Raw genomic sequence first — 25,534 nt, forward strand, 5'->3', positions numbered from 1 at the left:
CTTTCCAAGTTTATACTTTTTCTTATTTGCTATGCGGCTGATTTTGCTTTCAGTAATCCCGCCTGCTGAATACAATCTGAGCCTACTGCCAATAGTAAAATAATTCCTTTAATAACCATCTGCATATAAGAACTGACGTCCATAAGGATCATACCATTGCTCAAAACTCCAATAATCAGAACTCCTGCTATTACATTTGAAATTTTTCCCGAGCCTCCATTTACACTGACTCCGCCCAATACAACACATGTGATAACATCAAATTCATATCCCAGTCCCGCATTCGGCTGACCCGTGTTAGCCCGTGACAGCATAACAATGCCCGCAATTCCGGCAAATAGCCCTGACAATGCGTATACGAGATATTTCACTCTTTTTATATTAATACCTGATAAGGCTGCTGCTTCTTCATTCCCCCCCAAAGCATAAAAATACCGTCCAAAATATGTTTTCGTAAGAATGAATGCTCCCACTGCAAAGCAAACTATCATAATAACAATTGGAATCGGAACCACTCCTATATAGCCCTGTCCAATTTTCAAAAATGATGTGTCAAAGCGGGAAATCGGACGGCCATTACAAATGATATATGCTAAACCGGCGAAAATTGTCTGAGAAGCAAATGTTACAATCAAAGGAGGCATTTTAATCTCTGCAATAATCCACCCATTTGCAAACCCAATCAGAGTACTGATAATTAATGCACTAATAATTGCCAATGCTGGATTCCAGTTCATATTTACCATAAAATATGCTGCCGCAATATTCACAAATGAAATTAACGAACCTATTGATAAATCAATACCACCCAGAAGAATTACATAGGTCATCCCCACAGAGGCAATACCATAAATAGATACCTGTTTTACCACATTTAAAAGGTTATTCGCCGTCATGAAATTGCCATTCATTATCGTAAAGAAAATAACCATTATTATCAGAAAGGCATAAATTGCTCTGCTTCTTATTATATCGATCGCTTTATTCATAAATTCAATCCTTCCTCTCCATTGATGCTAAGCGCATAATTGTTTCTTGATCATATTCATCTTTTTTCAGTTCTCCTGTTATACACCCTTCAGAAAGGATTAAAATTCTATCAGACATTCCCATCAGCTCTTCCATTTCCGAAGATATCATCAGAACAGCTTTGCCCTGTTCTACCAAACTATTTATAAGCATATAAATTTCCTGCTTTGCACCTACATCAATCCCCCTTGTTGGTTCATCGAATATCAATAAGTCTACATCTGCAGCCAGCCACTTGGCTAATATCACTTTTTGCTGATTTCCGCCGCTTAAGTTTTTTACAAGTTGATTTAAGTGAGGAGTTTTAATGGATATCTCATTCTTATATTTATCTGCAATTTCATACTCTTTCTTTATATCTATGACACTCATTTTTGATATCCGAGGATAAATAGGCATATTAATATTATTTTGAATGCTAAGCCCTAATAATGCACCTTTTGCTTTCCTGTCCTCTGGTACTAATCCGATTCCATAATTGATTGCCTCTTTGGGATTGCGCGGAGATATTTCTTTTCCATTAAATATAAACGTTCCCGAGGTCTTTTTTTCCATCCCGAAAATCAGTTCTGAAAGTTCTGTCCGGCCTGCTCCTACCAATCCCCCAAGTCCCAGGACCTCACCTTTATGCAGTTTAAAAGAAATATTCCGGTCTCCATTTCCACAGACATCTATTGCCTCAAGCACCACTTCGTCTTTAATACACTTTGAGCTTCTCTGCGGATAAATCTCTGTCAATTCACGCCCCACCATGTATTTTACCAGCTCATCTTTATTGGTTTCTTTTGTATTTAAGGTAGCCACATACTGCCCGTCCCTCAGAATCGTTACCTGGTCAGACAGCCGGAAAATTTCATCCAACCTGTGAGATATGTAAATAATTGTTACACCATTTTCTTTCAGCTGGTCAACAATTGTAAACATACTTTCTACTTCTGCGTTAGTTAATGGCGCTGATGGTTCATCCATAATCAGAATCTGAGCATTTTGAGAAACTGCTTTTGCAATTTCTACCATCTGCTGATACCCTACACTTAATTTTTTTACTAAAGTATGGGGATTAATATTTATATGCAGAGAGTCCAGGATTTTCTTTGATTCTCTCTCCATTGCTTTTTGGTCCACAACAATTCCTTTCCGAATTGCCCTTCCAAGAAAAATGTTCTCAGCAACCGATAAATCTCCAACCAGGTTGAACTCCTGGTAAATGACACCTACACCGTTTTGCTCGGAAAGCTTCGGTGTCATACTCCGGAACACTTCTCCATTAATAACAATTTCCCCTTCTGATGGTTCAATTGCACCACTGCAGGTTTTTATAAGTGTTGATTTACCAGCTCCATTTTCTCCTACTAAAGCATGGACTTCTCCTCTGCGTATCTGAAGTGATACATCCTTTAATGCAACAACGCCGGGATAAAATTTAGATATGTGCTTCATTTCCAGTATATTGTCAATCGCATTCATATTCTGTCCCTTTCTGGTTATTATCGAAAAGATGCGCACTAAGACAGTGCAAAGCGCGCATCTTCATTTCTATTTTTCTTTCTTATAAATATGTATGATTACTTTCCAACCATTTCTTTTAAATTATCAACGTTTACCGGAATAAGGTCTCTATAAACATTTTGATCCATTTCTTCGCCGTTTGCTAATCTGATTGCAATATCATATACTGTTTCACCACACACTGTTGGATTTCCTGTAATTGCAACACATACACGGTTAAATTCTCCATTTTCCATGGATGCTACCGTTTCATCCGTTAAATCTGTTGAAAAGATTCCCACATTATCAGGTACTTCGCTTCCATAAAGCCCCTTAAACGCTTCGTTTGCTCCAGCAGCTCCGCCACCGCCGATACAGCATACAACTTTTACATTTGGAGATGCCTGTAAAATAGTTTCCATAGCATTAAGTCCCTCTGTGGGATCAATCGCCGGCTGATTGGCAACAACCTTTGCATTCGGCGCGGATTTTTTTAATGCATCCAAAATACCATTTTCTCTTTCCAAAAGAATGGGCGTCTGAGGATACCCTAAAACTGCCACTTCACATTCTTCATCACTAAACTTTTCATTGATAAACTCAGCTGCCTGTTCTCCAATTGCATAACCTAAATCATAGTTTTTGATAATCCAGTTCACATCTGTATTTTCCATTTCTTCATCCCATGCGATTACCTTAATTCCGGCATCCCGGGCTTTTTGGCATGCGGCTTCTATTGCATCCGGGTCAACAGGATTAACTACGATAATGTCACAATCAGAGGTTATAAAGTTTTCAATCTGATTAATTTGTGTATTGGCATTCTCATTACTTTCTACAACAACCACAGAGTTTCCGTCTTCTTCTGCTGCTTTCTGGATTGCGTCCATCTGCTGTGCCCACACCTGGTTGCCAAGAGTTTGTATCGCCAGTCCGATTTTCACGCCGCTTTCTGCGTCTCCTTCACTTTCTCCATTTTGTTCTGTTTTTGCATCGGAAGGTTCTTCCTTTGAACTGCCTCCCTGTCCGCAGCCTGCCATTGCGACTGCCATAGCCATTGTCAACAACATTGCCAGCACTTTCTTTTTCATACCATTACCTCCTAAATTTTCATTTTTTCTTTATGTTGACAGCCTTTGCTGTAACATACTGCCAGGTTGTTAATCCAGATTCCCATTTGGAAGAATCACAAATTTTCCTTTTGCCCGTTTTTGGGCATCCCCTAATACTTCCGCCACTCCTTCTAAGGGTTCAAAGCCTCCCAGCATAGATGTGACATCAATCCGGTGTGTGTTAATGAGTTCTACGGCCCGCGCCATCGTATAAGGGCTGCAGTAAGACCCGCACACTGTAATTTCTTTTTGAAATACTGTATAAGTCTTCAAATCCATAGCCGCATCAAGAGCCGTAACTGCAAACAACACAACTGTTCCCTGTTTATCAACGATTTCAATTGCTTCTTCTGATGTGCTTCTCAGTCCACAGCACTCAATCGCCACTCTAATATGTACCATCTTATTTTTTTGCAATACTTCTTTTACTTTTTGCTCAAGTGGATTGATTACTACATCCGCACCCAGTTTAAGGGCCATTTCTCTGCGTTCATCTACCGGCTCTATCAATGCAACTTTCGAGGCTCCTTTTAACTTTGCCAGTTGAAGCATCAGCAGACCAATCATTCCGCCGCCGTAGATAGCAACGTTGTCACCTGGCTTAATATTGCTGCGGTCAATACCATTAATGCAGCATGCCAGAGGTTCTGCCATCGCACCTTCGATATATGTAGTATTATTTTCCAGATGATGAATCAGTCTGCTCTTAACCTTGCAATACTGAGAAAACCCACCATCTACATTCGTCCCGATGGCCCTCATGTGGTCACAATGGCTCATCATCCCCGATGCACAATAGAAGCATTCTCCACAATTATCTGCAGGGTCAACACAAACCCTGTCTCCCACTTTACAATTCGTTACCGCACTTCCTGTTTTTGTAATAATTCCAGAAAACTCATGCCCCTGTACCTGTGGTGGAATTGTTGTTGTAGAGCCTTGGTCGCCTTCATAAATATGAAGGTCCGACCCACATACTCCACAGGCCATAACCTGAATCAAAACTTCTTCAGCTTCTAATTCTGGAATTTCACGTTCAACTACGCGAATATCATGTCTTCCATAAAATACTGCACTTTTCATAGTTGTTCTCCTCTGCTCTTGCTTATATCTTTTTGAAGTTGGTAATAAATTTATATAATTAACTTTTTTCGTTTTTAATATTAGCACATGAATCTTTTTCCGTCAATATCATTTTGTTTATTTTATATATTTTTTTCCACTTGTTATATCTATGGTTTGTTAATATTTTATCTTATTATTCATCAAAAGTCCTTATCATTCCTATAAAACCTATATTTTTTCAATATTTTCGCTTAAAACAGAATATATGTTAAACTTTTCCATTTTCAGAGTTATATCCAATTATTTGTTTACGCTAAAAACCATTATAAACAAAAAGGAAAACACGGTATCTCCATGTTTTCCTTTATAAACCATATTCCTAAAAATACTTTTACCTTTTTGCAATACTTATACTGTCTAAACTTTTATACATCCATTCTTATTTGTGCAGCATCTTTGGTTAAATAGTTATACTTTTTTATTATCACGTCATCCTCTATACCATTATTTCCGGTTTTACTTTTTCGTCATATTCTTCCCCTGTCATGTAGCCCAGTGCTATTACAGAATCTCGTAATGTTGTGCTTTCTTTAAACGCTTTCTTTGCAGCAGCTGCCGCTTTCTCATAACCGATTTCCGGTGTCAGGCAAGTAACTAACATTAATGAACGTTTCAAATTATCGTTCATTTTTCCACAATTTGCTTCAAGACCATTCAGACAATGTTTCTCAAAGGAATAGATTCCATCTGACAACAGCCGTATTGACTGAAGCATATTATATGCCAGTACAGGCATAAATACATTTAACTGAAAATTCCCTTGTGATGCAGCAAAACCTACCGCCGCATCATTTCCCATCACCTGCACAGCAATCATTGTAATTGCCTCACACTGAGTAGGATTCACTTTTCCAGGCATAATCGAGCTTCCAGGTTCATTTTCCGGAATACGAATCTCATTTATTCCGCATCGCGGTCCACTTGCCAGCCACCGGATATCATTTGCAATTTTCATAAGATTTGCCGCAAGAGCCTTTAGAGCACCATGCACAAAAACATATGCATCCTTGGAAGTCAGTGCATGGAACTTATTTTCCGCAGGAAAGAAAGATTCACCTGTAACTTCTGAGATTACACGAGTACAATCTTTATCAAACCCCTCCGGGCAATTCAGGCCTGTACCGACTGCCGTTCCTCCTATTGCCAAATACCGTAAATGCTGCACTGCTTTCTGAATCATTATTCTATTCTCTTCCAGCATGCCTCTCCAGCCACTGATTTCCTGCGAAAAACGGATTGGTACTGCATCCTGAAGATGAGTCCGGCCAATCTTTATAACATCTTGATTTTCTTTTTCCAGCCGTCTCAGCGTATCAATCATGTTGTTTGCTGCAGGAATCAACCGCTCTTGAATTTCCATTACTGCCGCAATATTCATCGCCGTAGGAAATGTATCATTAGAACTCTGTGACATATTGATATGGTCATTTGGATGCAGGTTCAGGTTCTGATAATTCCGATTTGCTATATGCGCAACCACTTCGTTAACATTCATATTACTCTGAGTCCCGCTTCCTGTTTGCCAAACTTTCAACGGAAACTCCTCGGTATACTTTCCTTCCGCAATCTCCTTGCAGACTTCCAAAATAGCAGTCTTTTGTTCCTCCGTCAGCTTTTTCCGGTCATAATTTACTTCCGCCGCTGCACTTTTTAATATGACAAGCGCTTTTATAATTTCTTCCGGCATACATTCATTCCCAATTGCAAAATTTTGATAACTGCGTTGTGTCTGCGCTCCCCAGCAATGATTTGCCGGGACCTTTATTTCTCCTATTGTGTCATGTTCTATCCGGTACTCCATTTTTCTCCCTCCTGTCATATAAACTATCTTGCATTTTTCAAAAACAGCTCTTTACCAGAAATTTCCGTATCTGCGGTTATACAAAGCAAAATTTGTTTCACACAACATTCCTTTCTTGCAAAGGCCCTGTATTCCGGGACGTAGCACAATCGGTTTTTCTGTCGTTTTATAATACCACAGTTATACCACACATTTCTATAAATATGACGAAAACCAAAGTCCAGAATTTTTTATAGCCAAACCGGGAGCACTTAGATTTTTTAGGAGTTCAGAGTTCAATGGTATCATTTACCTAACAATTCTTTTTCTATTCTCTCTCTCGCTTCCGGTGCTTGTCTATCCATTTTCTCAGGAAAACCAAAGTACGATACGCAAGCTATTGATTCTCCACCTATTCTAAAGTCACGGTTAGCAAAATCCATATCTCGCAGAGTACTGAATATCTCTGCAAAATTCACATCCCCTTCACCCATTGCAAGATGCTGGTGAACTGTAACGTCAGCACTGCCACGATTATTTAACCACGGCGGATTTACGATATAACGGCAATCCATTTCCTGGTTAAACGTATCTGCAAATAATACATGAGACAAATCCTCGCCAGCATATTCCAGCATATTACGAACATCTCCTTTCCCTGTATCATAGAAGAATCCATGCGCACTGGCATATACATATTTTAAATAGTCTGAGCGGAATGATTTTACCATATCACAACATTCATTATTTAGCTCACAAAAATCATAAGGATGAGATTGCACTTCCACACGAATTTCCTCGCGCTCAATAATTGGCAAAAGTTCTTCCACCGAACGGAACCACATACCGTTACTGATTTCTTGCTGATTTGGATCACCTGCAAGCTCTGTGTTGATGACCCGAACCCCTAAATCTACCGCAATCTCTATCAGCCTCTTCCAATTTTTAACTGCAAATCTCCTTTGCTCTTCAGTTGGTCCTGACCAGCGATAAACACAAATCAAAGACGATATTTCCACACCTGTTTCTTTTAACGCTTTTCGATATTCCTGCTCACACTCTCTAGAAAAGAGCGGATGTTTGTAAAATGGGTTAATCCTTGGATGGGGCGATTGTTCAATGTATTTATATCCCCAATCAGCTACCTGATGAACCATCCGGTTAATATCCATTTGTTTAGTTAATACATCAACATCAAATGCTATTTTCATACGAACGCCCCCTTCTTTATTTCTTCACGGCATTTTTACGCATATCTATAATAACTGCTCCGATAATGATTGCTCCCTCAACAATTTCTTGCCAATAAGCATCTAATCCCAGTAAAGTCATACCATTGCGCAAAACACCTAATACTAATGCACCTACAACAGCGCCCCAAATAGTTCCAATTCCGCCGGACTGGCTAGTTCCACCTATAGTTGTGGCTGCAATAGCAGTTAGTTCATAACCTTTGGCAGCCCCAGGATGCACACTCTGAACTCGGCCCGCAAATACAACTGCAGCAACACCACACATAATTCCACAAAAAGCAAACACACTGATTATAGCCTTACTAATATTAATTCCAGAAACTTCAGCCGCATTAATATTTCCACCTATAGCATATGCATCAGTTCCAAAACGGGTATGGTTTAGTAAAATAAACGTAACTATAATACAGATAATGTATATGATTACCGGAACTGGAAATCCTCCCACTGTACCGCCCAATTTTATTAAAGCCGGTTGAAAGTTTGTTAGTGGTTTGCCTCCCGAATAAATCAAACAAGCCCCTCGCACAATTGTAGTCATTCCTAATGTTGCAATAAAAGCCGGAATACCTGTTTTTGCTACCAGAAACCCACTAAAACCACAACAGAGCATGCCTACCAGCAAACATGCAATAATAGGAACAATAATTGGCAATTGAGGTAAACCTTCAAACATCTTATCTCCAGCAGTTGCAATCTGAGACAAACTTGCCAGAACCAAGCCGGAAAATGCTACAATCGACCCTAATGATAGGTCAATTCCTTTCGCAATGATTACTGGGGTTACCCCCAATGCCATGATCCCAAAGATACAACTTTGCGTTAATACGTTTAATAAATTACTGCGTGATAAAAATTGTGGTTTGATGATACTGATAAGAATTACCATGATGACTAAAACAAATACAATTCCATATGTGGAAAGTACTTCTTTTAGATTTAAGCGTTTTACACTACTTTCTTTTACCTCTTGCATTTCTTCTCCCCCTATTTAATACTTCTTTTTCTCATCTGTTAAATAGTCATCCCGAATTCCTGACGCATATTGCATCAGTAATTCCTGATTAATATATTCATCGTTTTTCAGAAATCCCGTTACCTTTCCTTCATGCATAATCATAATACGGTCACTCATTCCCATAACTTCTGGTAACTCGGAGGAAATCATAATTACACATTTCCCTTCACCGGCAAGTTTCGAAATCAGCTTGTGGATTTCTGCTTTGGCACCAACATCAATCCCCCGGGTTGGTTCATCAAGCATAATTATATCCGGCTTCGTTAATAGCCACCTCGCTATCAGTACTTTCTGTTGATTTCCACCACTTAGATACTGAATCCATTGACCGGTTGATGGTGTCTTTATTTCCAACTTATCGATATATTCCTGACAATCTTTTAATATAGCTTTTTTCTTAATAAACCCAAGCTTATTTATGTATCCCTTTATGTTCGCAATACTAGTATTGAATTTAATATCAAGAATAGGGAAAATCCCATTTTGGCGTCGTTCTTCTGTCAACAAAGCAATTCCTGCTGCAATTGCTTCCTCGCTGTTTTTAATTTCGACTGGTTTACCGCCAATTCTAATCTCTCCTCCGACTTTAGACCTTATTCCGAATATTGTCTCGATTACTTCAGTTCTCCCTGCACCTACCAAACCTGCTATACCCAATATCTCACCACGCCGAACATTAAAAGTAACATTCTTAAAATAGTGACTGTGGCTTAAATTTTTCACTTCCAGATATGGTTCTCCAATGTCGCACGGAATTTTGGGGAACATATTTGAAACTTCCCGGCCAACCATCATTTGAATCATTTTCTCCATTGCTAACTTACCGCTCTCTTCTGTCCCAATATAGGCACCATCGCGAAAAACCGAAATGACATCACATATTTCGAAAATTTCATCTAGTTTATGAGAAATATAAATTATGCTTTTTCCTTCTCCTTTTAATTTCCTCATGATGCTAAACAAATGATCGACTTCCCTATTTGTAAGTGCCGAGGTAGGTTCGTCCATAATAATCAGTTTAGCATTGCAGGATATTGCACGGGCAATTTCAACCATCTGCATTTGAGCAACGGTTAAATCCTTCATCAAGGTTCTTGGGTCTGCATCTAACTCAACTGCCTCTAACCATTGCTTACTCTCCTCATTCATTTTTTTCCAAGCAATATTACCTGCTTTATTTTTGGGTTCTCGTCCTAAAAACATATTACAAGCAATAGAACGGTGTAATACTGGACTCAATTCTTGATGAATCATAGCTACACCAAATTCAAGCGCTTCTTTTACATTATAATTTTCACGTTCTTGACCATCAAAAACGATTTTCCCTGATGTAGGTTTATATATCCCCATCAGACATTTCATAATAGTAGATTTTCCTGCTCCATTTTCTCCAACCAGAGCATGTATTTCACCTGGTTTAACTTTCAATTGAACGCCTTTTAAAGCTTGAACACCAGGGAATTTTTTTGTTATATCCCGCATTTCTAATAGATATTCCGGAGACATCTTCTTCCTCCTCTTTTACTTATCGTATGAGGATGGGTTTAAATAACCCATCCTTTGCATACGGTTAGTTTTTATTTACATGAATTCATCCACGTTTTCCGGGGTAATCAAGATAAATGGTACCCATTTAACTTGTTCAGCTACAGTTTCTCCGGTAACAACTGTTTTCGCTATTTCCATCGCTCCTTGAGCTTGACCGGTTGCATCTTGATATACACTTCCGGCCAAAGTACCCTCTTTAATTGCTTCTAAGGCAGCCGTTGTTCCGTCTATTCCAATAACCTTAGTATCTGTTAATCCATTTGCCTGCAGTGCATTTACAACACCCAATGCCATTTCGTCATTATTTGCAAATACAGCCTGAATATCATTATTATAGGTGGTAAGCCAGTTCTCCATAACGTTCATTGCTTCATCTTTCTGCCAATCAGCCGGCTGTTTCGCCAATATCTCTATATCCGGATACAGTTCACTCAACTTATCCTCCACACCTTCCGTTCTTTGAACCGCTCCTTCGTGAACCAGACTTCCTTGAAGTACACAAGCATTTCCTTCCCCCCCTAAAAGTTCACCAATATACTCTGCTTGTAATTCGCCAGCCTCTTTTTCAATAGAACCTACATAATATACACCCTCCGGCACATCACCGTCCGGATAAGGATTTGTATTTACGTAAACCAAAGGAATTCCCGCTTCCTGGGCCGCTGCTGTAATCGGTGCTGCAGAGCTTGTATCAATAATCAAAACTAAAATAGCATCTACTCCTTGAGTAATAAAGTCTTTAACTTGATCTTGCTGTTTCACTACATCGTTTTGCGCATCAACCACATTGAGTGTAATCTCATTGTTATCAGCATATTCTTGAGCAGCTTCAATCAAATATGTCTGGAATGTATCATTAACATCTTTGCAGGCATAACCAATGGTTATTCCCTCTTTTTCAGTGGTATCACTACTATTACCACTACTTTCACCACCACAACCAATAATTGCAAATGTTACAATTATGACCATCAGTAAACTAAGTATTCTCTTTTTCATATAAATCCCCTTTAACCTTTCTTGCAAACAGCAATAAATTTTTTTTACTTGTAATCAATCCAAATTCCGCCATCGTCAGCTGAGCGAACACAATTTTCAACCCAACGTACACCTTCCATTCCGGCTTTAACATCCGGATACCAGAAATCAGTCTCTTGTTTATTATCCTTTGCTACCATTGCCATGGCAAAACGGCGATATAGATTTGCCCATGCTTCAAAAAGACCTTCCGGGTGACCAGCACCAATGCGATCTTCTGCTATCGCTTGAGGGGCTAAATAACCCATTCCTCGTTCTAATACTTGAGCAGGTTTATTTTGAACTTCATAGCGCAATTGGTTCGGGTGCTCATCCCACCACTCTAAGCTTGCCTTTTCGCCAATAATTCTAATTTTTTGCCCATGCATAGAACCAGCATCCACGGCACAGGACCATACGGTTCCTACCGCACCGGTGTCATATTCCATTATTGTATATGCATTATCTTCTAATGGTGCTCTAGACTTAACAAAACTTTGACGGCTACACATCAAACGCTTAATCTTTAAATTGGGGGCGATTACTTCGGACAAATATAACGGATGTGTTCCAATATCTCCTAATACATAGCTCGGTCCAGCTATTTTGGGATCTACACGCCACTTCGTACTAGCTGTATTTGCTTCTACCGCAACATTATGAAAGCCATGAGCAAACTGCATATTAATGATTCGAATCTCGCCCAAAGCTCCATCTGCAACCATTTCTCTTGCCTGCTCAATCATTTGATGCCCCGAATAACCGTATGTAATCCCTATAACTTTGTTATTCTTGTCTGCCAGTGCCGCCAGCTCCTCTGCTTCTGTTGAAGTAAAACATAACGGTTTTTCACAAACCACATGAAGTCCGGCTTCTAACGCAGCCTTACATATCTCATAATGTGTCCCATTAGGAGTCGCAATCGACACGGCCTGGATTCCGTCAGGACGTTTTACATCTTCGGCAAACATTGTCTTATAATCCGGATAACACCTGTCTGAATCCACATGCATTTGTACACCAAACTCTTTCCCTTTCTGAGGATCAACATCAAAGGCTCCTGCTAATAGCTCAAAATTGAAGTCCCGCAAGGCTGCTGAGCGATGTATATATCCAATTTGACTGCCATAGCCACCTCCGACCATAGCCCATCTTAATGGTTTTTCAATTACTTTATTTCCGAAAATCATTTTTTTACCTCCACCTCAATAGCCAATGCTGCGTAAATAATTCAGGCTTTTTTTAACATCCTGTAAGCTTGTATCAGCATTACGTGGATCTCTTTCCTGCTCAATAGTTATATACCCACTGTAGCTATTTTTTTCTAACAAATCTAAAATTTCTTTATACGGTATAATGCCTTCACCGATTGGACACATCACACCATTCCCACAAGCATCAAAAAATTTGATGTGCTGCTTCATAGTATCTTCATAGATTCTTGTATCAATATCTTTAAAATGTAGATATTCACATCGCTCTTTATACTTTTCTAACCATACTAAAGGATCCATTTTCGAGTAATATAAGTGACCAGTATCTAAACAAAGACCAGCCAAGTCGCTCGGAATATCCATAGCAATCTGATCAATTTCATCAGCAAACTCAATATATCCTCCAGCATGTGGATGGATGACAGAACGAACACCATATTCTTCAAGTGCAATCTTAGCCAAACCTTTAATATGACTAACCATCTCTTTCCACTCCATTTCAGAAAGACGATGTGCTTTATCAGGATGCCCAGCTGCATAATCCCTTTCTTCATGCCCCCAGTCAATAATTACAAGATATGGAGCCGAATATACCTGCCCATCCTCCTTAGGCGGCTTGGGAAGTTTTGTTATCAACGAGCAAATATCATGGACTTGCTTCTGTAAATTTGCATAATTACTTTCACTAACCAAATCATCAAAAATTGTCCCCGCTACAATAAATAACTTATTCTTTTCCAGCTCAGCCTGAACCACCTCAATATCAATCGGAATATATCCATATGGTCCCAGCTCAATTCCGTGATATCCTGCCTCACTGGCTTCTTCTAGTACTTTTTGCCATGGAGGCAAATAGGGATTATTGGGATCATCAACCCCCCAGCAACATGGAGCACCGGTAATTTTCATTGCCATTGCTTCTCCCTCCTGTTATACATATTGTTGTAATAAACGCCTTGCAAGTTCGATTTATTAGGTATATTATACCAAGTGTAGCTCTTTTTCACCTTTCAATTCTTGTGTATTTTTTTCCATACAAACAAGCCAACCTATACGTTTTGTACATAATGCCTTTTTCCAAAAGTATATATTCTTGCTTTTCGTTATTAATTTGTCATTCTTAATACTTGTCTGACAACTCTCTCTGATATAAAATAATAACTAACACTTAACATATGGAGGATATCTTATGATTCAAATATTTAATCAAAATGCGTTCTCTTCTACCTTTCCTGACGATAACATACCGCAACTAGTATATTCCTGTAAGGTCGAAGCCCATCATAATGATTTACCACGAGTGCTACATATGCATCCTGATAAGTTAGAAATTGTATTTATCGTAGCCGGAAAAGGTATTCATCTAATTGGTGACCAAAAATACTATACAAAAAAGGGAGATTTACTAATTTACAATCAAGGCGTTCTACATGATGAAAACAGCTTTCCCGATGAAAGCCTTGATGTTTATTGTGTTGCGATTAAGAATTTACATCTTAAGAATCTGCCGTCTAACCATTTAACGGCTTTAGATAAAGAAGCAGTTTTTGCCACTGGCGATCTGTATGATAGTTTTCACCATCTTTTTGAAATGATTCATCAAACAACTATTGCCCAGTCTCCTGCTAATGGTGAAATAAATAATTATTTGATACGTATTCTACTGTTGAAAATCATAGCTCTTACGGAAGATATTCCATTATTGGAAGAGAGCGAAGATATTATTTTAGGTCGTAAGATAAAAAACTATATTGATACTTACTATATGGAGGAAAACATTAATCTTGGCAGCATAGCCGAAGCAAATCACTTAAGTCAATACTATATCGCTCATATTTTCAAAAAAATGACCGGGATTTCTCCTATGCAATATGTTATAAAACGCCGAATAGGTGAAGCACAGTCACTACTTATCAATACTTCATTGCCTGTCACGGAAATTGCTTTAATGGTTGGTTACAAAAACTCTAATCATTTTCATTCTGCCTTTTCTAAAATTGTCGGAACAACTCCTGGCGGATACCGCAAATACTGGATTGCAGCCTACAAACACGAGCTTTAATATCATATTTACTATATAGAATTTCATTTTTCCTTTTCTAAAAATGAATGCAAAAAGGCACCTTCAGATTTTCTTTCTGATGTGCCCTACTGCGTAAATATTGTTTATTCAATTTTTTGATATATATGTGGATCTGCTATAAAACATCAAATTCTCTCAGCCCCCCCCTCTGTTTACAAGGGGTTAGAAACTTCCAAAGTCTGGTGTTCCAATAAGATCATAAGGTGTTACCTGATATACATAGTAATTCAGCCAGTTGGTATATAAAATATTCGCATGTGCACGCCAAATTAAGTCTGGTTTATTCTCAGGGTTATCATCCGAGTAATAATTAACCGGAACCTTTATATCCAACCCCTTTCCTGTGTCTCTCTTATACTCTGAATCCAGTGTTACTCTGTCATATTCCGGATGGCCCATGACAAAGACTTGTCTTCCCTCTTTTGCCATGCACAGAAAAACACCCGCCTCCGGGGAATCTGCCAGTATCGTGATTCTCTCATCCTTCTGCAGAAGTTCCCTGGGCACTGTAGTATGCCTGGAATGGGGAGCATAAAAAACATCATCGAACCCTCTGACAAGCGGAATCTTACGGTTTTCCACTTTGTGGCGGAATATACCGAACATTTTTTCCGGGAGCTGCTCCTTGTTAATTCCATAATGATAATACAAACCTGCCTGTGCCCCCCAGCAGAGATGCAGAGTAGAAGTAACATTTGTTGTAGTCCACTCCATAATTTCTTTCAGTTCATCCCAATAATCTACATCTTCAAAAGGCATCTGTTCAATTGGCGCCCCTGTAATAATAAAACCGTCAAACTTCCGGTTTTTAATGCTTTCAAATGTCTCATAAAATTTTAAAATATGGCTGGTAGATGTATTTTTAGACACATGGCTGCTGACCCGCACAAAGGTCACATCTACCTGCAAAGGTGTGTTGGACAGTGAACGAAGAATCTGAAGTTCCGTAGCCTCCTTGAGAGGCATCAGATTTAAAAGTCCGATACTGATAGGACGGATATCCTGATGGGTGGCACGGTATTCATCCATCACAAATATATTCTCCTGTTCCAATATTTCTTTTACCGGTAAATCATTCTGTACTCTTATTGGCATTTTCATTCCCCTTTTCTTTTATAAGATTTTTTTCCTCTGAATACACATATGCCCCGCCGGAATCCACATAGCTTGTCACCCCGTAAGCTGTAGTATCGACAGGCAGTTTTTTCTTCTCCAGCATGTGATTAATCAGCATGTTAATAATATAATAAATGACTGCAAATGTAGGCACACCCAATATCATCCCAATAATTCCGAACAGGCCTCCTCCCAACAGAATGGCAAATATCACCCAAAACGCAGAAAGCCCTGTAGTGTCCCCCAAAATCTTTGGTCCCAGTATATTCCCATCGAACTGCTGCAGCACAAAAATAAATATAATGAAATAAATCCCCATCTTTGGGTCCGTCAGCAAAATCAGAATGGCACTTGGTATAGCACCGATGTAAGGTCCAAAGAAAGGAATTACATTCGTTACACCTACTATCACGCTGACCAGCATAGTATACGGCATCTTCAGCAGCGAGAGACCAACAAAACACAGGATGCCTATAATAACGGAATCTATAATCTTCCCTATAATAAATCCCCCGAACATCTCATTGCTCTTAACTGTCAGATGGAGAATCATATTGGCCTGTGACGGCCGGAAAATTGCATATACAATCTTTTTACATTGGCTTGCAAACTTTTCCTTACTAAACAATACATAGATGGATACGATAATACCAATAACAGCATTCAGCAGTTCACTGACAATGTTAATGACCCCAACTGTGAGATTAGACATCACAACATTAATCCGGCCGAGCAAGTCGCTGCGCATCCAGGTCTGTATATATTCCGTACCCTCTTTTAATATATTAGTTAAGAGCAGGCTTAAAGTCGTATTCTGAGAATTCATTTCGGCAATTCGGCCTGCCAGCAGGTTCAACTGGCTTGGCACAGTAATTACCATGCTTCTGATGCTTCCGTATAACTCCGGAATCATCATATTAAACAAAGCCACTATCACAAAAAGAAGTATTACAATGGCTGTAAAAATACCCGTACCTCTGGCCATTCCATGTACTTTCCTCTGACTGGAAATTTTCTTTTCCAAAACCGGCTTCAAACGCGATTCTACAAACTTAACAATGGGATTCAGAAGATATGCAATAGCCAGTCCGTAAACAATCGGTTTCAGAACCCGGAACAGTTCTTTTATGATGCCTGAAAGAACAGGAAGTTTAAGCAGCGCAAAATAAAAAAGAATGCAGGCAGCAATTACCACAAAAATAGTCATTCCTCTGCTGAATTTCTGTCTTAATTTTGACGGTCCATAATTTCCAAAAGATGGCCTGTTGGTATAATATCCTGTATTTTCTTCCTTCTTCACTTTATCCTGTGTCTTATCATTCATTCACTATACAGTTCCTTCCCAATTTTATGCAGATACATTGATTATAACCCGTTTTATGTATGCCCGTCAACCAAAAGTAAAGCAGAGAATGTCGCAACATTCCCTGCTCTCTGCACTTGCTTTATCATACAGTTTCCGCCTGCATGACTACCCTGAGGGTATGCATTATGATATACCCCTGGATATATTTAATCGTTTCAGCTTTTGTATTTAAATGTAGCACATTCTGTTCCTTCACTCTGTTTGGCATTGCTGCCTTCCACACTGATTTTCCCTGCATGACAGGCATAATTATTGTTATACATACATTCTACTGCCTTACAGTCAATGCCGCTGCGGTCAGATGCTCTCCCTGTTATATCACCGTGACTATTAGAATAACCGTTTGCGGAACTATTCATAGAACTTCCTGAATAACTGCTTGATAAACTATTCATGGAACTTCCCGAATAACTGCTTGATGAACTATTCATAGAACTTCCTGAATAACTGTTTGAATAGCCGTTAGTTGTTCTTTCCCGGAAACTGTCACAGCATGTTTCTCTTGCTGTCTTTGCTTCGCTTCCACCTACCTGGATCTTATCAAGATCACATAAAAACTGCTTATTGTGCACACAAGTCTGCACCGTACATTTTAATTCTGGCATGATCATACCTCCTTTTTATAATAAAATCAGTATCATTATGCCCCGGCGGCACCCAGATTATTCTTGTGCTTCTGCTTCGCGGACAGACTTTTCTGCAATTTCTTTTTTAATAAATGTAATAAATTCTTCCAAATTTTTCTGCCCTTCATCTCCGGCAACTCTGCTTCTGACAGATACAAGTCCATCCTCCTCTTCCTTTGCACCAACTACAAGCATGTAAGGAATCTTATGCATCTGCGCTTCACGGATTTTATACCCTATTTTTTCCGCGCGAGTATCAATTTCTGCACGGATACCAGCATCTTTCAATTCCTCAAGGACCTTTTTCCCATATATCATATATTTATCCGAAATAGGTAAAATTTTCACCTGAACCGGTGCCAGCCAAGTTGGAAATGCACCCGCAAAATGTTCAATCAAAATACCAATAAAACGCTCAATGGAGCCAAATGCCACACGGTGAATCATAATCGGTCTGTGTTTTTCCCCGTCTGCTCCTGTATATTCCAGTCCAAAACGAAGAGGAAGCTGAAAATCAAGCTGGATTGTACCGCACTGCCATGTTCTTCCAATAGAATCTTCCAAATGGAAATCGATTTTCGGTCCATAAAATGCTCCGTCACCTTCGTTTACAACATAAGGCAGACCCAAATCATCCAATGCACTGCGCAGTGCATCTATGGCCATATTCCAATCCTCGTCACTTCCCATACTGTTTTCCGGCCTGGTAGAAAGTTCTACATGGTACTTAAACCCAAAAAGACTGTACACTTCATCAATCAATTTTGCAACGCTTTTAATTTCTCCACGAATCTGCTCTGGTGTCAGGAAGATATGAGCATCGTCCTGAGTAAAACAGCGCACACGCATGAGACCATGGAGCTGCCCGGATTTTTCGTGGCGGTGAACCAGACCAAGCTCTCCCATACGCAGCGGCAGATCACGGTAAGACCGGGGCTCTGACTGATACACCAGAATACCTCCCGGACAGTTCATCGGCTTAACCGCAAAATCTTCTTCATCAATAACCGTTGTATACATATTATCCTGGTAATGTCCCCAGTGCCCTGATGTCTCCCAAAGATGGCGGCTAAGCATAACCGGAGTAGAAATCTCCACATATCCATTTTTATTGTGTATGTCACGCCAGTAATCCAAAAGTTCATTTTTCAAAACCATTCCCTTTGGAAGGAAGAAGGGGAATCCAGGCCCTTCATCACGCATCATAAAGAGACCCAGCTCTTTGCCCAGCTTTCTATGGTCACGCTTCTTTGCCTCTTCCAGCATTGTCAGATAATCATCCAATTCCGCCTTCTTAGGAAATGCCGTACCGTAAATTCTCTGCAACATTTTATTTTTCTCACTGCCTCGCCAGTAAGCACCAGCCAGACTTGTAAGCTTCAAGGCTTTTACAGGCTTCGTAGTCATCAGATGAGGGCCCGCACACAAATCTGTAAATTCACCCTGGGAATAAAAACTGATGACAGAATCCTCAGGCAAATCTTCAATCAGTTCTACTTTATATGGTTCGCCTTTTTCCTCAAAATATGCGATTGCTTCTGCTCTCGGTTTTGTAAATTGCTCAATAGGAAGTGCTTCCTTTACAATTTTTTTCATTTCTGCTTCAATTTTTTCCAAATCTTCAGCTGTAAGTGGTATGTCTCTGTCTACATCATAGTAGAAACCCTCTGCTACAGAAGGTCCAATTGCCAGTTTTGTTTCCGGGTACAGTCTTTTAACAGCCTGCGCCAGAATGTGAGATGCTGTATGGCGGAATGCACCTTTTCCTTTTTCATCCTGAAAAGTTAAAATATTTAAATCACAGTCTTTATCTACAACTGTCCTTAAGTCTACGACCTCTCCATTCACTTCTCCGGCTGTTGCCATTCTGGCAAGTCCTTCGCTTATATCTTCTGCAATTTCAATCACTGATTTACTTTCTGCATATTCTTTGCTTGATCCATCTTTTAAAGTAATCTTCATTTTCTTTCCCTCTCTTTTCTATTTTTTATCTGCTCTTTTGTTGTCGAAATAAACTCTTTCTCTGTCAGGATGTTCTCCAGACCACCCAATCTGAGGCAGTGTCTCCAACCTGTACATATCCGCTTTGGAAATTTTAAAATTAAACAAATCCTGATTTTGTCTCATCCGCTCCGGGGAAGATGACTTCGGCAGGGGAATCACATCTCTCTCAATAGCATACCTGAGACATACTTGCGATGCAGACACCTTGTATTTCTCAGCAAGTTCTAAAATCAGGGGCTCTTCTGATATTCTCATTCTGCCCAGAGGGCTCCATGCCTGCACCTGTATTCCCCGCTCCTGACAATACCTGACAGCAGCTTCTTGAGAATACCCCGGGTGGAATTCAATCTGATTCACCATGGGCCTCACTTTACAGTGCTCAAGAATATTTTCTATATGATGAGGCAAAAAATTGCTCAACCCAATTGCTCTGACTCTGCCTCCCTCATAAAGTTCCTCCAGTGCACGCCAGGTCTCCAGGTCAAGCTGCTTCCATTCCTGAAAATCAGGAGAAGGAAGAGGCCAGTGTATCAGATACAGATCCAAGTAATCCGTTCCCAGCGTTTTCAAAGATAGTTCGAACGCTCTTTTCGTATTTTCATATCCCATTTCATCCTTCCACATTTTAGAAGTCAGAAAGAATTCTTCCCTGGGAATACCACTGTCCCTGATTGCTTCACCAAGGTAAGTCTCTGTACCATAGTAGGAAGCCGTATCAAAGTACCGGTATCCTGTTTCAATCGCAGTGGCTATTACTTTTTTATTATTCTCTTGTGCTGCTTTAAAAGTTCCAAATGCTACGCACGGAATCTTCACACCATTATTCAACGTATAACAATCATAAATACTTTTCATCTTCCAGCTCCTCTCCATTTATACAATTATAGAACAAAGAGTTTGCTTCGCAAACTCTTGCGCCTGCGGCGGTCGCCTCGCGACATTCACATTGTACGCCGCAGTGCGATCCCCCGGAGGGTTTTTGTATAATAGGAAACGCAGTTTCTTATTATACAAAAAAATCCCTTCCCGCAGAAAACTGCAGAAAGGGACGAGTTTACAATAATCTCGCGGTTCCACCCTAATTGAGCTGGTAAAATGATACCAGAACCACTTCATCTTGATTATAACGGAATCAACGGACTGTTTTCAGCCACTCAGAGGTAGTCTTCAAATGTTTCCGCAATCGGAAGCTTCCAGCCTTTGGCTTCCTTCTCTGTATTCTTCCACATTCTACTCGTCTCGTCATTGTGTTATCTGTTCTGAATCTAGACCTATTATAACATTGCTGATATTTTTGTCAACTGATTTTCATCCAAATTACAGCAAAAAATTCCCGAAATAAATAATTTACCTGCAGGACAGGATTCGAGCTAGCAGCAATTCCCTGGAGCTCTGTAAAACCAACTCGTCTGCCAATCTGCAATGCCCGGTACATATGAAAACTATTCGTCACAATTCCTACCGGATGCTCCAAATCTCCTATTATTTTACTGCTATTTCTTAAATTCTCCCATGTGGATGTGGACGTATCTTCTAAAATAATCCGTCTTCCGTCAATCCCATGTTTGCACAGATATTCCCACATAGCAGCCGCCTCGCTGATGTCCTCTCCCTTTCCCTGTCCGCCTGAGACAATTACACGGGTATCTGGATTTTCATTCAGATAGAGAAGGGCAGCATCCAGCCTCCTCATTAAGGAGTTTGTTATTTTCGTTTTCCGCACCTGTGCACCAAGGACTATAATGTACTGCAAATTATTATCCGCCTGTTTCAGCATTGCAGCACAAACTTGTATTTCTACTACGAAAAAAACAACCCAGAAAATGAACACCGCTGCCAGCAGCAAAATATTCCATTTCCCTTTGATTGGCAGGATTCCCAATAAGATATGTATTCCTCCGAATACCGGCCAGAACAACGCAAAAGTGGAATTCCATTTTCTCGTGTAAAAACTAATTATAATATAATATAACAAACATACTATTCCCGTAACTTCAAAATATATTCTCATTACTTCCTCTCAGACTGCAGGGCTAAAATCTAAAGATCCTCCGGGCACAAGAACCGGAGGATCTTTTTTAATTATGCATTTCTTCCGCAGCACTTTTTGTATTTTTTACCGCTTCCGCACGGACAAGAATCATTTCTTCCCACTTTCTTTTCTTTGCGTATGGTTCCTGATTGCTTTTGTTCGAGGTAAAGATGCTTCTTTGTCTCCTCATCAAAAATCTTGTCCCACTGGGGCAGTTCATAAAGCCAGTCTGCCTTTGCATCCACCATGTTTTTATATAAATTCTCTTTATCAAATGCCAGGCTCACTTCTGTTTCCTCTGTCATTGTCTCGATCGGATTAGGCACTTTTAAACTGTCATTAATACCATCCAGGAATCCTACCATTGTCAGAACATCCTGCCCGTATTTCTCAGCCAGTTCCTTCACAGTCCCCTTTACTTCCGCATCTGGTGCATCCAGAAGCTGCTCGTAAATCTCTTTCTCAATATTAAAATACGCTCCCCAGAACTTTTCCAGTTGCTCTCTTGTCAGTTCTTTGTCATAGGCCACGTCTCTCCATTGGTCTAATAAACATTTTTCACTCATGGTATATAACTCCTTTTTCTAAATTTCGCTCATGTCCCCATTATATAACAAACTTTCAAGATAGTAAATACGAATTTCATGATATACGGCTTGCAGAGGCTGGATAAAAGAGGGCGCGTTTTCTCTTTAAATTCGAAGTTGAAATACTTCCTTGTTTCAATTATAATGAAGTTGTCTTTCACTATGTTATGATAGAAAGGATTCAGATTATTATGAGGAAATCTAAACGTGTTTTTGCTTTGGCTGGTGCCATACTGCTTATTTGCTTATATGGCAGCACATTGTTTTTTGCTTTCTTTGACCGCTCTGCTTCTGCTGATTTGCTGAAGATTTCTGTGGCGGCCACAATTTTATTGCCTGTTCTGCTGTATGCTTATGGATTAATCTATCGTTTATCTCAAAACAAAAAACCAGATGATTCGGATGAGGATATTTAAGTACAATACTTCATGCTTATTGAACTACTAATGTTCAACAAAGTATTTCTTATACATATAATTGCACAAGTTCCATAGCGGCGCTCCACTCTGCCGCTCTCATTTTTCTTGCCGGTTCTTTCAGTATTTCTGTTCTTCTTTTCTGTTGTCTTCTCTCCAGGTATTCTTCCATTGACATTATTTCTTGAGTTGTTCTATTGTTGTTCTGACGCATAAAAGTACCTCCTTTTTAATTAGCCTCAGCCTTATTATTATATGAGTAATTACCTTTATATATGACAGATTTTTAAATGGAACAAGGGAAAACCTTTTAAGGCTTTCCCCATTCTTCATACTCAATCAATATTTCCCGAACCCCGTCTCAGAGGACGGATAAAATTCTGTTTCTTCGCTCTCGTCTTCCTTGCCATAATGGATAACCTCAGAGGAGAATTCATCCTCCCTCAGTTGAAACTGCCCCACCAGATCCTTGAGCATCTGTGCCTGTCCGCTCAGTTCTTCGCTGGCTGCTGCACTTTCCTCCGCAGTAGCGGAGTTGGTCTGCACCACTGCAGAGATTTGCTCAACACCTGCTGTAAGCTGCGTAATTGCAAGGGACTGCTCCTCAGATGCCTGGGCAATCTGCCGGATAGTTGCATCCACTGTTTCCGTTTTCGTCACAACCGATCTTAGAGACTCCGCAGTTTCTTCTGTATGCTTCGTACCACTTTCAACTGCGCGGATAGCACCTTCAATCAGCACTGTAGTATTCTTTGCCGCCTCAGCACACTTGCTGGCAAGATTTCGCACCTCATCCGCCACCACAGCAAAGCCCTTTCCGGCAGAGCCTGCACGTGCAGCTTCTACCGCCGCATTCAGTGAAAGAATGTTGGTCTGGAACGCAATATCATTAATGGTTTTAATAATCTTTCCTATTTCGCTGGATGCGCCGGAAATTTCATGCATGGCTGACATCAACTCATCCATATGCACATTACTTTCTTTTATACCCGCACCAGCTTCATCAGAAAGCCGGCTGGCCAGAGTTGCATTTTCTGCATTTTCTCCAATTCTCTGAGAGATTTCGATCAGAGTAGCCGACAGTTCCTCCACCGAACTGGCCTGTTCCGCAGCTCCCTGGCTGAGTGATTGGGCACTGCCCGACACTTGTTCAGAACCCACCGACACTTGATTTGACGCAGTGTCAATCTCAGTCAATGTGCTGCTCAGATTACGGTTAATACCGCGCATAGCCAGCAAAATATTGCGATATTCTCCGACATACTTATCTTCATGCTGGGTTGCCAGACGGAAGTTACCCTTTGCCATCTCGCCCAGTAAATAACCCACTTCCGAAATGATAACTTGCAGGTTATCCGACATAGCGGCAAATACCCTGGAGAGAATGCCGATTTCATCCTCAGACCGCGCAGTTACATTAATATCCAACTCGCCCCTGAGGATACTTTCCGCTGCTGTTACAACACCGTTGATGGGCTTTAACATCCTTCTCAAAAGGAAAATCACTGCTACGATAATCAGCCCAAGAATGAAAAGTGCAATGCCGATCATCAGAATGCTGAGGCTGACAACAGTCTTGTTCAGATCTGATTTTTCCAATGCGGTAGAGGACCACCATATTTCCTCTCCCGCTTTGATTGGATAATAATATTCTGTCAAAGATCCTCCTTCAAACTCTGCATCAAGCTGAAATACAGAGCCCGCCTCTGCCTTTTTGCTAAATTTCCCGAAGGTTTCGCTTCCTAATATTACCTCAAGACTCTGACCAACATACTCAGAGGAATCACTGTCATAGACAATAATACCGTCCTGAGTGAGAATGTCTGTAAACATGGTGGGATATTTTTCGTCACTGGACTTTACCTTCGCAAAATTATCCACATTAATGTCAACCATGACAACACCCTGGGTTTTCCCGCCTGATACAATAGGAAATGCTGCCGTTATCATTGTAATGCCATTGTCTACAAAAGGCTTGGTAAAGTAGCTTTTTTGTGTTGTCGCTGCCACGGAGTAATACTCGTTCTTGCTGTACTCCTCGTATGTACCATAGGACTGTACTGTTTTGTTGTCTGCATCCTCATCATTCACATAAATCGTGTAATCTTTAATAGCATCGTCATAAGCATATGGTTCAAAAAATACCCCTACACCTATAATATCCGGATTATTTTTGACAGTGGACCATGCATTGTGCAGAATATAGTTTTCCACTTCATAGTTGAGTTCTATGATATCCTCATTGTAAACCGCACTCCTTTTTGTGGGAAAAGGTACTTTATTTCCAGTTTCGTCTACAGCTTGGACTGCAAGCATCTGATCATAGGTCTCGTAGGCATCCTCCAGATAGTCCTGGAAGTTTTGAGCGACAAATGTAGCATCATCAATTATGCCCTGCACAGTATTTCCATTTTGGGTGGCAAATCCCAAGAATTCACTGTTAACCGTCTCTGTCATCTCCTTGCTGACCGACAAAACTGATACAGTAATAAGTATGATAAGACAAATTGTCAGTATGGCTGCTAATGCCAAAGATGTTTTGGTAGCCAGTTTCATTTTTTTAAGGTTCATAGCATCGTTCTCCTTCTGTTTGGTGCCCTCCGTATTGAGGCAGGTCTGCCTGTTCGCCGGATGTTTCCGCCTCCCTGCGGTGCATGAAGATACTTAAAAATTATGTGATAAAGTGTAATCAACCTTTTTAGCAAAAAGGTACACCTTTT

General features: G+C 40.1%; 21 protein-coding genes and 2 pseudogenes. 2 read left to right on the forward strand and 21 right to left on the reverse strand.

Translation table 11 applies throughout. The features are described from left to right. Positions 1-29: 29 nt before the first annotated feature. The 11 genes from A8805_RS06140 to A8805_RS06190 all read right to left on the reverse strand — a co-directional run bounded on the left by A8805_RS06140 (position 30) and on the right by A8805_RS06190 (position 13,499). The gene (locus A8805_RS06140; protein ID WP_109709332.1) at positions 30-989 is read right to left on the reverse strand and encodes an ABC transporter permease; all 960 of its coding nucleotides are present in this window, start codon (positions 987-989) and stop codon (positions 30-32) included. Positions 990-993: 4 nt separating this feature from the next. Then, complete coding sequence (locus A8805_RS06145) at positions 994-2,496, reverse strand: sugar ABC transporter ATP-binding protein (protein ID WP_109709333.1); 1,503 nt, start codon at positions 2,494-2,496, stop codon at positions 994-996. A 98-nt stretch (positions 2,497-2,594) separates the two neighbouring features. Then, on the reverse strand, positions 2,595-3,608 hold the full coding sequence (locus A8805_RS06150) for a sugar ABC transporter substrate-binding protein (protein WP_109709334.1): 1,014 nt from the start codon (positions 3,606-3,608) through the stop codon (positions 2,595-2,597). A gap of 69 nt (positions 3,609-3,677) precedes the next feature. After that, positions 3,678-4,712 carry a zinc-dependent alcohol dehydrogenase family protein gene (locus A8805_RS06155; protein ID WP_109709335.1) on the reverse strand — a complete coding sequence of 345 codons (1,035 nt, stop codon included), beginning with the start codon at positions 4,710-4,712 and terminating at the stop codon, positions 3,678-3,680. 478 nt (positions 4,713-5,190) lie between these two features. Further along, a complete protein-coding gene (gene fumC / locus A8805_RS06160) occupies positions 5,191-6,555 on the reverse strand; it encodes a class II fumarate hydratase (RefSeq protein WP_109709336.1) in 1,365 nt (454 codons plus the stop codon). 284 nt (positions 6,556-6,839) lie between these two features. After that, positions 6,840-7,745, reverse strand: a complete 906-nt coding sequence (locus tag A8805_RS06165) for a sugar phosphate isomerase/epimerase family protein (protein WP_109709337.1) — start codon at positions 7,743-7,745, stop codon at positions 6,840-6,842. 16 nt (positions 7,746-7,761) lie between these two features. Then, complete coding sequence (locus A8805_RS06170) at positions 7,762-8,763, reverse strand: ABC transporter permease (protein ID WP_109709338.1); 1,002 nt, start codon at positions 8,761-8,763, stop codon at positions 7,762-7,764. A 15-nt stretch (positions 8,764-8,778) separates the two neighbouring features. Then, positions 8,779-10,311, reverse strand: coding sequence for a sugar ABC transporter ATP-binding protein (locus tag A8805_RS06175; RefSeq protein WP_109709339.1), 1,533 nt, complete (start codon positions 10,309-10,311; stop codon positions 8,779-8,781). Between the two features lie 75 nt (positions 10,312-10,386). Continuing rightward, positions 10,387-11,352, reverse strand: a complete 966-nt coding sequence (locus A8805_RS06180; RefSeq protein ID WP_109709340.1) for a substrate-binding domain-containing protein — start codon at positions 11,350-11,352, stop codon at positions 10,387-10,389. Positions 11,353-11,396: 44 nt separating this feature from the next. Continuing rightward, entirely contained in the window at positions 11,397-12,560 is a 1,164-nt protein-coding gene (locus tag A8805_RS06185; RefSeq protein ID WP_109709341.1) for a Gfo/Idh/MocA family protein, read from the reverse strand. A 15-nt stretch (positions 12,561-12,575) separates the two neighbouring features. Next, positions 12,576-13,499 carry a sugar phosphate isomerase/epimerase family protein gene (locus A8805_RS06190; RefSeq protein WP_109709342.1) on the reverse strand — a complete coding sequence of 308 codons (924 nt, stop codon included), beginning with the start codon at positions 13,497-13,499 and terminating at the stop codon, positions 12,576-12,578. A 274-nt stretch (positions 13,500-13,773) separates the two neighbouring features. Between A8805_RS06190 and A8805_RS06195 the strand changes: the two genes are divergently transcribed. Beyond that, positions 13,774-14,646, forward strand: a complete 873-nt coding sequence (locus A8805_RS06195) for an AraC family transcriptional regulator (RefSeq protein ID WP_109709343.1) — start codon at positions 13,774-13,776, stop codon at positions 14,644-14,646. Positions 14,647-14,829: 183 nt separating this feature from the next. On the opposite strand, the gene metA is transcribed toward A8805_RS06195, so the two are convergent. From metA to A8805_RS06230, 8 genes and pseudogenes are all read right to left on the reverse strand, one after another. Further along, positions 14,830-15,762, reverse strand: coding sequence for a homoserine O-acetyltransferase MetA (gene metA / locus A8805_RS06200; RefSeq protein WP_109709344.1), 933 nt, complete (start codon positions 15,760-15,762; stop codon positions 14,830-14,832). Beyond that, the gene (locus tag A8805_RS06205) at positions 15,740-17,107 is read right to left on the reverse strand and encodes an AI-2E family transporter (RefSeq protein ID WP_109709345.1); all 1,368 of its coding nucleotides are present in this window, start codon (positions 17,105-17,107) and stop codon (positions 15,740-15,742) included. Before A8805_RS06205 ends, metA begins: the two co-directional genes overlap by 23 nt. A 197-nt stretch (positions 17,108-17,304) precedes the next feature. Beyond that, positions 17,305-17,466 (reverse strand): annotated as a pseudogene (locus tag A8805_RS22930) (DUF1540 domain-containing protein); the annotation flags it as partial. 132 nt (positions 17,467-17,598) lie between these two features. Continuing rightward, positions 17,599-17,754, reverse strand: a pseudogene (locus A8805_RS22935) (DUF1540 domain-containing protein); the annotation flags it as partial. 57 nt (positions 17,755-17,811) lie between these two features. After that, positions 17,812-19,737, reverse strand: a complete 1,926-nt coding sequence (thrS, locus tag A8805_RS06215; RefSeq protein ID WP_109709347.1) for a threonine--tRNA ligase — start codon at positions 19,735-19,737, stop codon at positions 17,812-17,814. An 18-nt stretch (positions 19,738-19,755) separates the two neighbouring features. Beyond that, positions 19,756-20,634: an aldo/keto reductase gene (locus A8805_RS06220; RefSeq protein WP_109709348.1), complete on the reverse strand. Its 879-nt coding sequence runs from the start codon at positions 20,632-20,634 to the stop codon at positions 19,756-19,758. 442 nt (positions 20,635-21,076) lie between these two features. Further along, positions 21,077-21,790 carry a YdcF family protein gene (locus tag A8805_RS06225; RefSeq protein WP_109709349.1) on the reverse strand — a complete coding sequence of 238 codons (714 nt, stop codon included), beginning with the start codon at positions 21,788-21,790 and terminating at the stop codon, positions 21,077-21,079. A 71-nt stretch (positions 21,791-21,861) separates the two neighbouring features. Continuing rightward, on the reverse strand, positions 21,862-22,377 hold the full coding sequence (locus tag A8805_RS06230; protein WP_109709350.1) for an SEC-C metal-binding domain-containing protein: 516 nt from the start codon (positions 22,375-22,377) through the stop codon (positions 21,862-21,864). 212 nt (positions 22,378-22,589) lie between these two features. On the opposite strand from A8805_RS06230, the gene A8805_RS06235 reads away from it, so the two are divergent. Beyond that, on the forward strand, positions 22,590-22,814 hold the full coding sequence (locus A8805_RS06235; protein WP_109709757.1) for a hypothetical protein: 225 nt from the start codon (positions 22,590-22,592) through the stop codon (positions 22,812-22,814). Positions 22,815-22,863: 49 nt separating this feature from the next. Here the strand turns inward: A8805_RS06235 and A8805_RS22070 are convergent, their stop codons facing one another. Further along, a complete protein-coding gene (locus A8805_RS22070) occupies positions 22,864-23,028 on the reverse strand; it encodes a hypothetical protein (protein WP_181392755.1) in 165 nt (54 codons plus the stop codon). Positions 23,029-23,153: 125 nt separating this feature from the next. Next, complete coding sequence (locus tag A8805_RS06240) at positions 23,154-25,385, reverse strand: methyl-accepting chemotaxis protein (RefSeq protein WP_109709351.1); 2,232 nt, start codon at positions 25,383-25,385, stop codon at positions 23,154-23,156. Between the last annotated feature and the right edge of the window lie 149 nt (positions 25,386-25,534).

Source organism: Faecalicatena contorta (assembly GCF_003149105.1).
Classification (GTDB): domain Bacteria; phylum Bacillota; class Clostridia; order Lachnospirales; family Lachnospiraceae; genus Muricomes; species Muricomes contortus_C.

Coding starts and splice junctions, on each gene's coding strand:
- A8805_RS06145 (WP_109709333.1), bottom strand. CDS start 2,496: ATGAATGCGATTGACAATATACTGGAAATGAAGCACATATCTAAATTT.
- A8805_RS06240 (WP_109709351.1), bottom strand. CDS start 25,385: ATGAACCTTAAAAAAATGAAACTGGCTACCAAAACATCTTTGGCATTA.
- A8805_RS06140 (WP_109709332.1), bottom strand. CDS start 989: ATGAATAAAGCGATCGATATAATAAGAAGCAGAGCAATTTATGCCTTT.
- A8805_RS06150 (WP_109709334.1), bottom strand. CDS start 3,608: ATGAAAAAGAAAGTGCTGGCAATGTTGTTGACAATGGCTATGGCAGTC.
- A8805_RS06230 (WP_109709350.1), bottom strand. CDS start 22,377: ATGAGTGAAAAATGTTTATTAGACCAATGGAGAGACGTGGCCTATGAC.
- A8805_RS06185 (WP_109709341.1), bottom strand. CDS start 12,560: ATGATTTTCGGAAATAAAGTAATTGAAAAACCATTAAGATGGGCTATG.
- A8805_RS06205 (WP_109709345.1), bottom strand. CDS start 17,107: ATGAATGATAAGACACAGGATAAAGTGAAGAAGGAAGAAAATACAGGA.
- A8805_RS06170 (WP_109709338.1), bottom strand. CDS start 8,763: ATGCAAGAGGTAAAAGAAAGTAGTGTAAAACGCTTAAATCTAAAAGAA.
- A8805_RS06225 (WP_109709349.1), bottom strand. CDS start 21,790: ATGAGAATATATTTTGAAGTTACGGGAATAGTATGTTTGTTATATTAT.
- A8805_RS06165 (WP_109709337.1), bottom strand. CDS start 7,745: ATGAAAATAGCATTTGATGTTGATGTATTAACTAAACAAATGGATATT.
- A8805_RS06220 (WP_109709348.1), bottom strand. CDS start 20,634: ATGAAAAGTATTTATGATTGTTATACGTTGAATAATGGTGTGAAGATT.
- A8805_RS06235 (WP_109709757.1), top strand. CDS start 22,590: ATGAGGAAATCTAAACGTGTTTTTGCTTTGGCTGGTGCCATACTGCTT.
- A8805_RS06180 (WP_109709340.1), bottom strand. CDS start 11,352: ATGAAAAAGAGAATACTTAGTTTACTGATGGTCATAATTGTAACATTT.
- A8805_RS06195 (WP_109709343.1), top strand. CDS start 13,774: ATGATTCAAATATTTAATCAAAATGCGTTCTCTTCTACCTTTCCTGAC.
- A8805_RS06190 (WP_109709342.1), bottom strand. CDS start 13,499: ATGGCAATGAAAATTACCGGTGCTCCATGTTGCTGGGGGGTTGATGAT.
- A8805_RS06155 (WP_109709335.1), bottom strand. CDS start 4,712: ATGAAAAGTGCAGTATTTTATGGAAGACATGATATTCGCGTAGTTGAA.
- A8805_RS06175 (WP_109709339.1), bottom strand. CDS start 10,311: ATGTCTCCGGAATATCTATTAGAAATGCGGGATATAACAAAAAAATTC.
- A8805_RS22070 (WP_181392755.1), bottom strand. CDS start 23,028: ATGCGTCAGAACAACAATAGAACAACTCAAGAAATAATGTCAATGGAA.
- fumC (WP_109709336.1), bottom strand. CDS start 6,555: ATGGAGTACCGGATAGAACATGACACAATAGGAGAAATAAAGGTCCCG.
- metA (WP_109709344.1), bottom strand. CDS start 15,762: ATGCCAATAAGAGTACAGAATGATTTACCGGTAAAAGAAATATTGGAA.
- thrS (WP_109709347.1), bottom strand. CDS start 19,737: ATGAAGATTACTTTAAAAGATGGATCAAGCAAAGAATATGCAGAAAGT.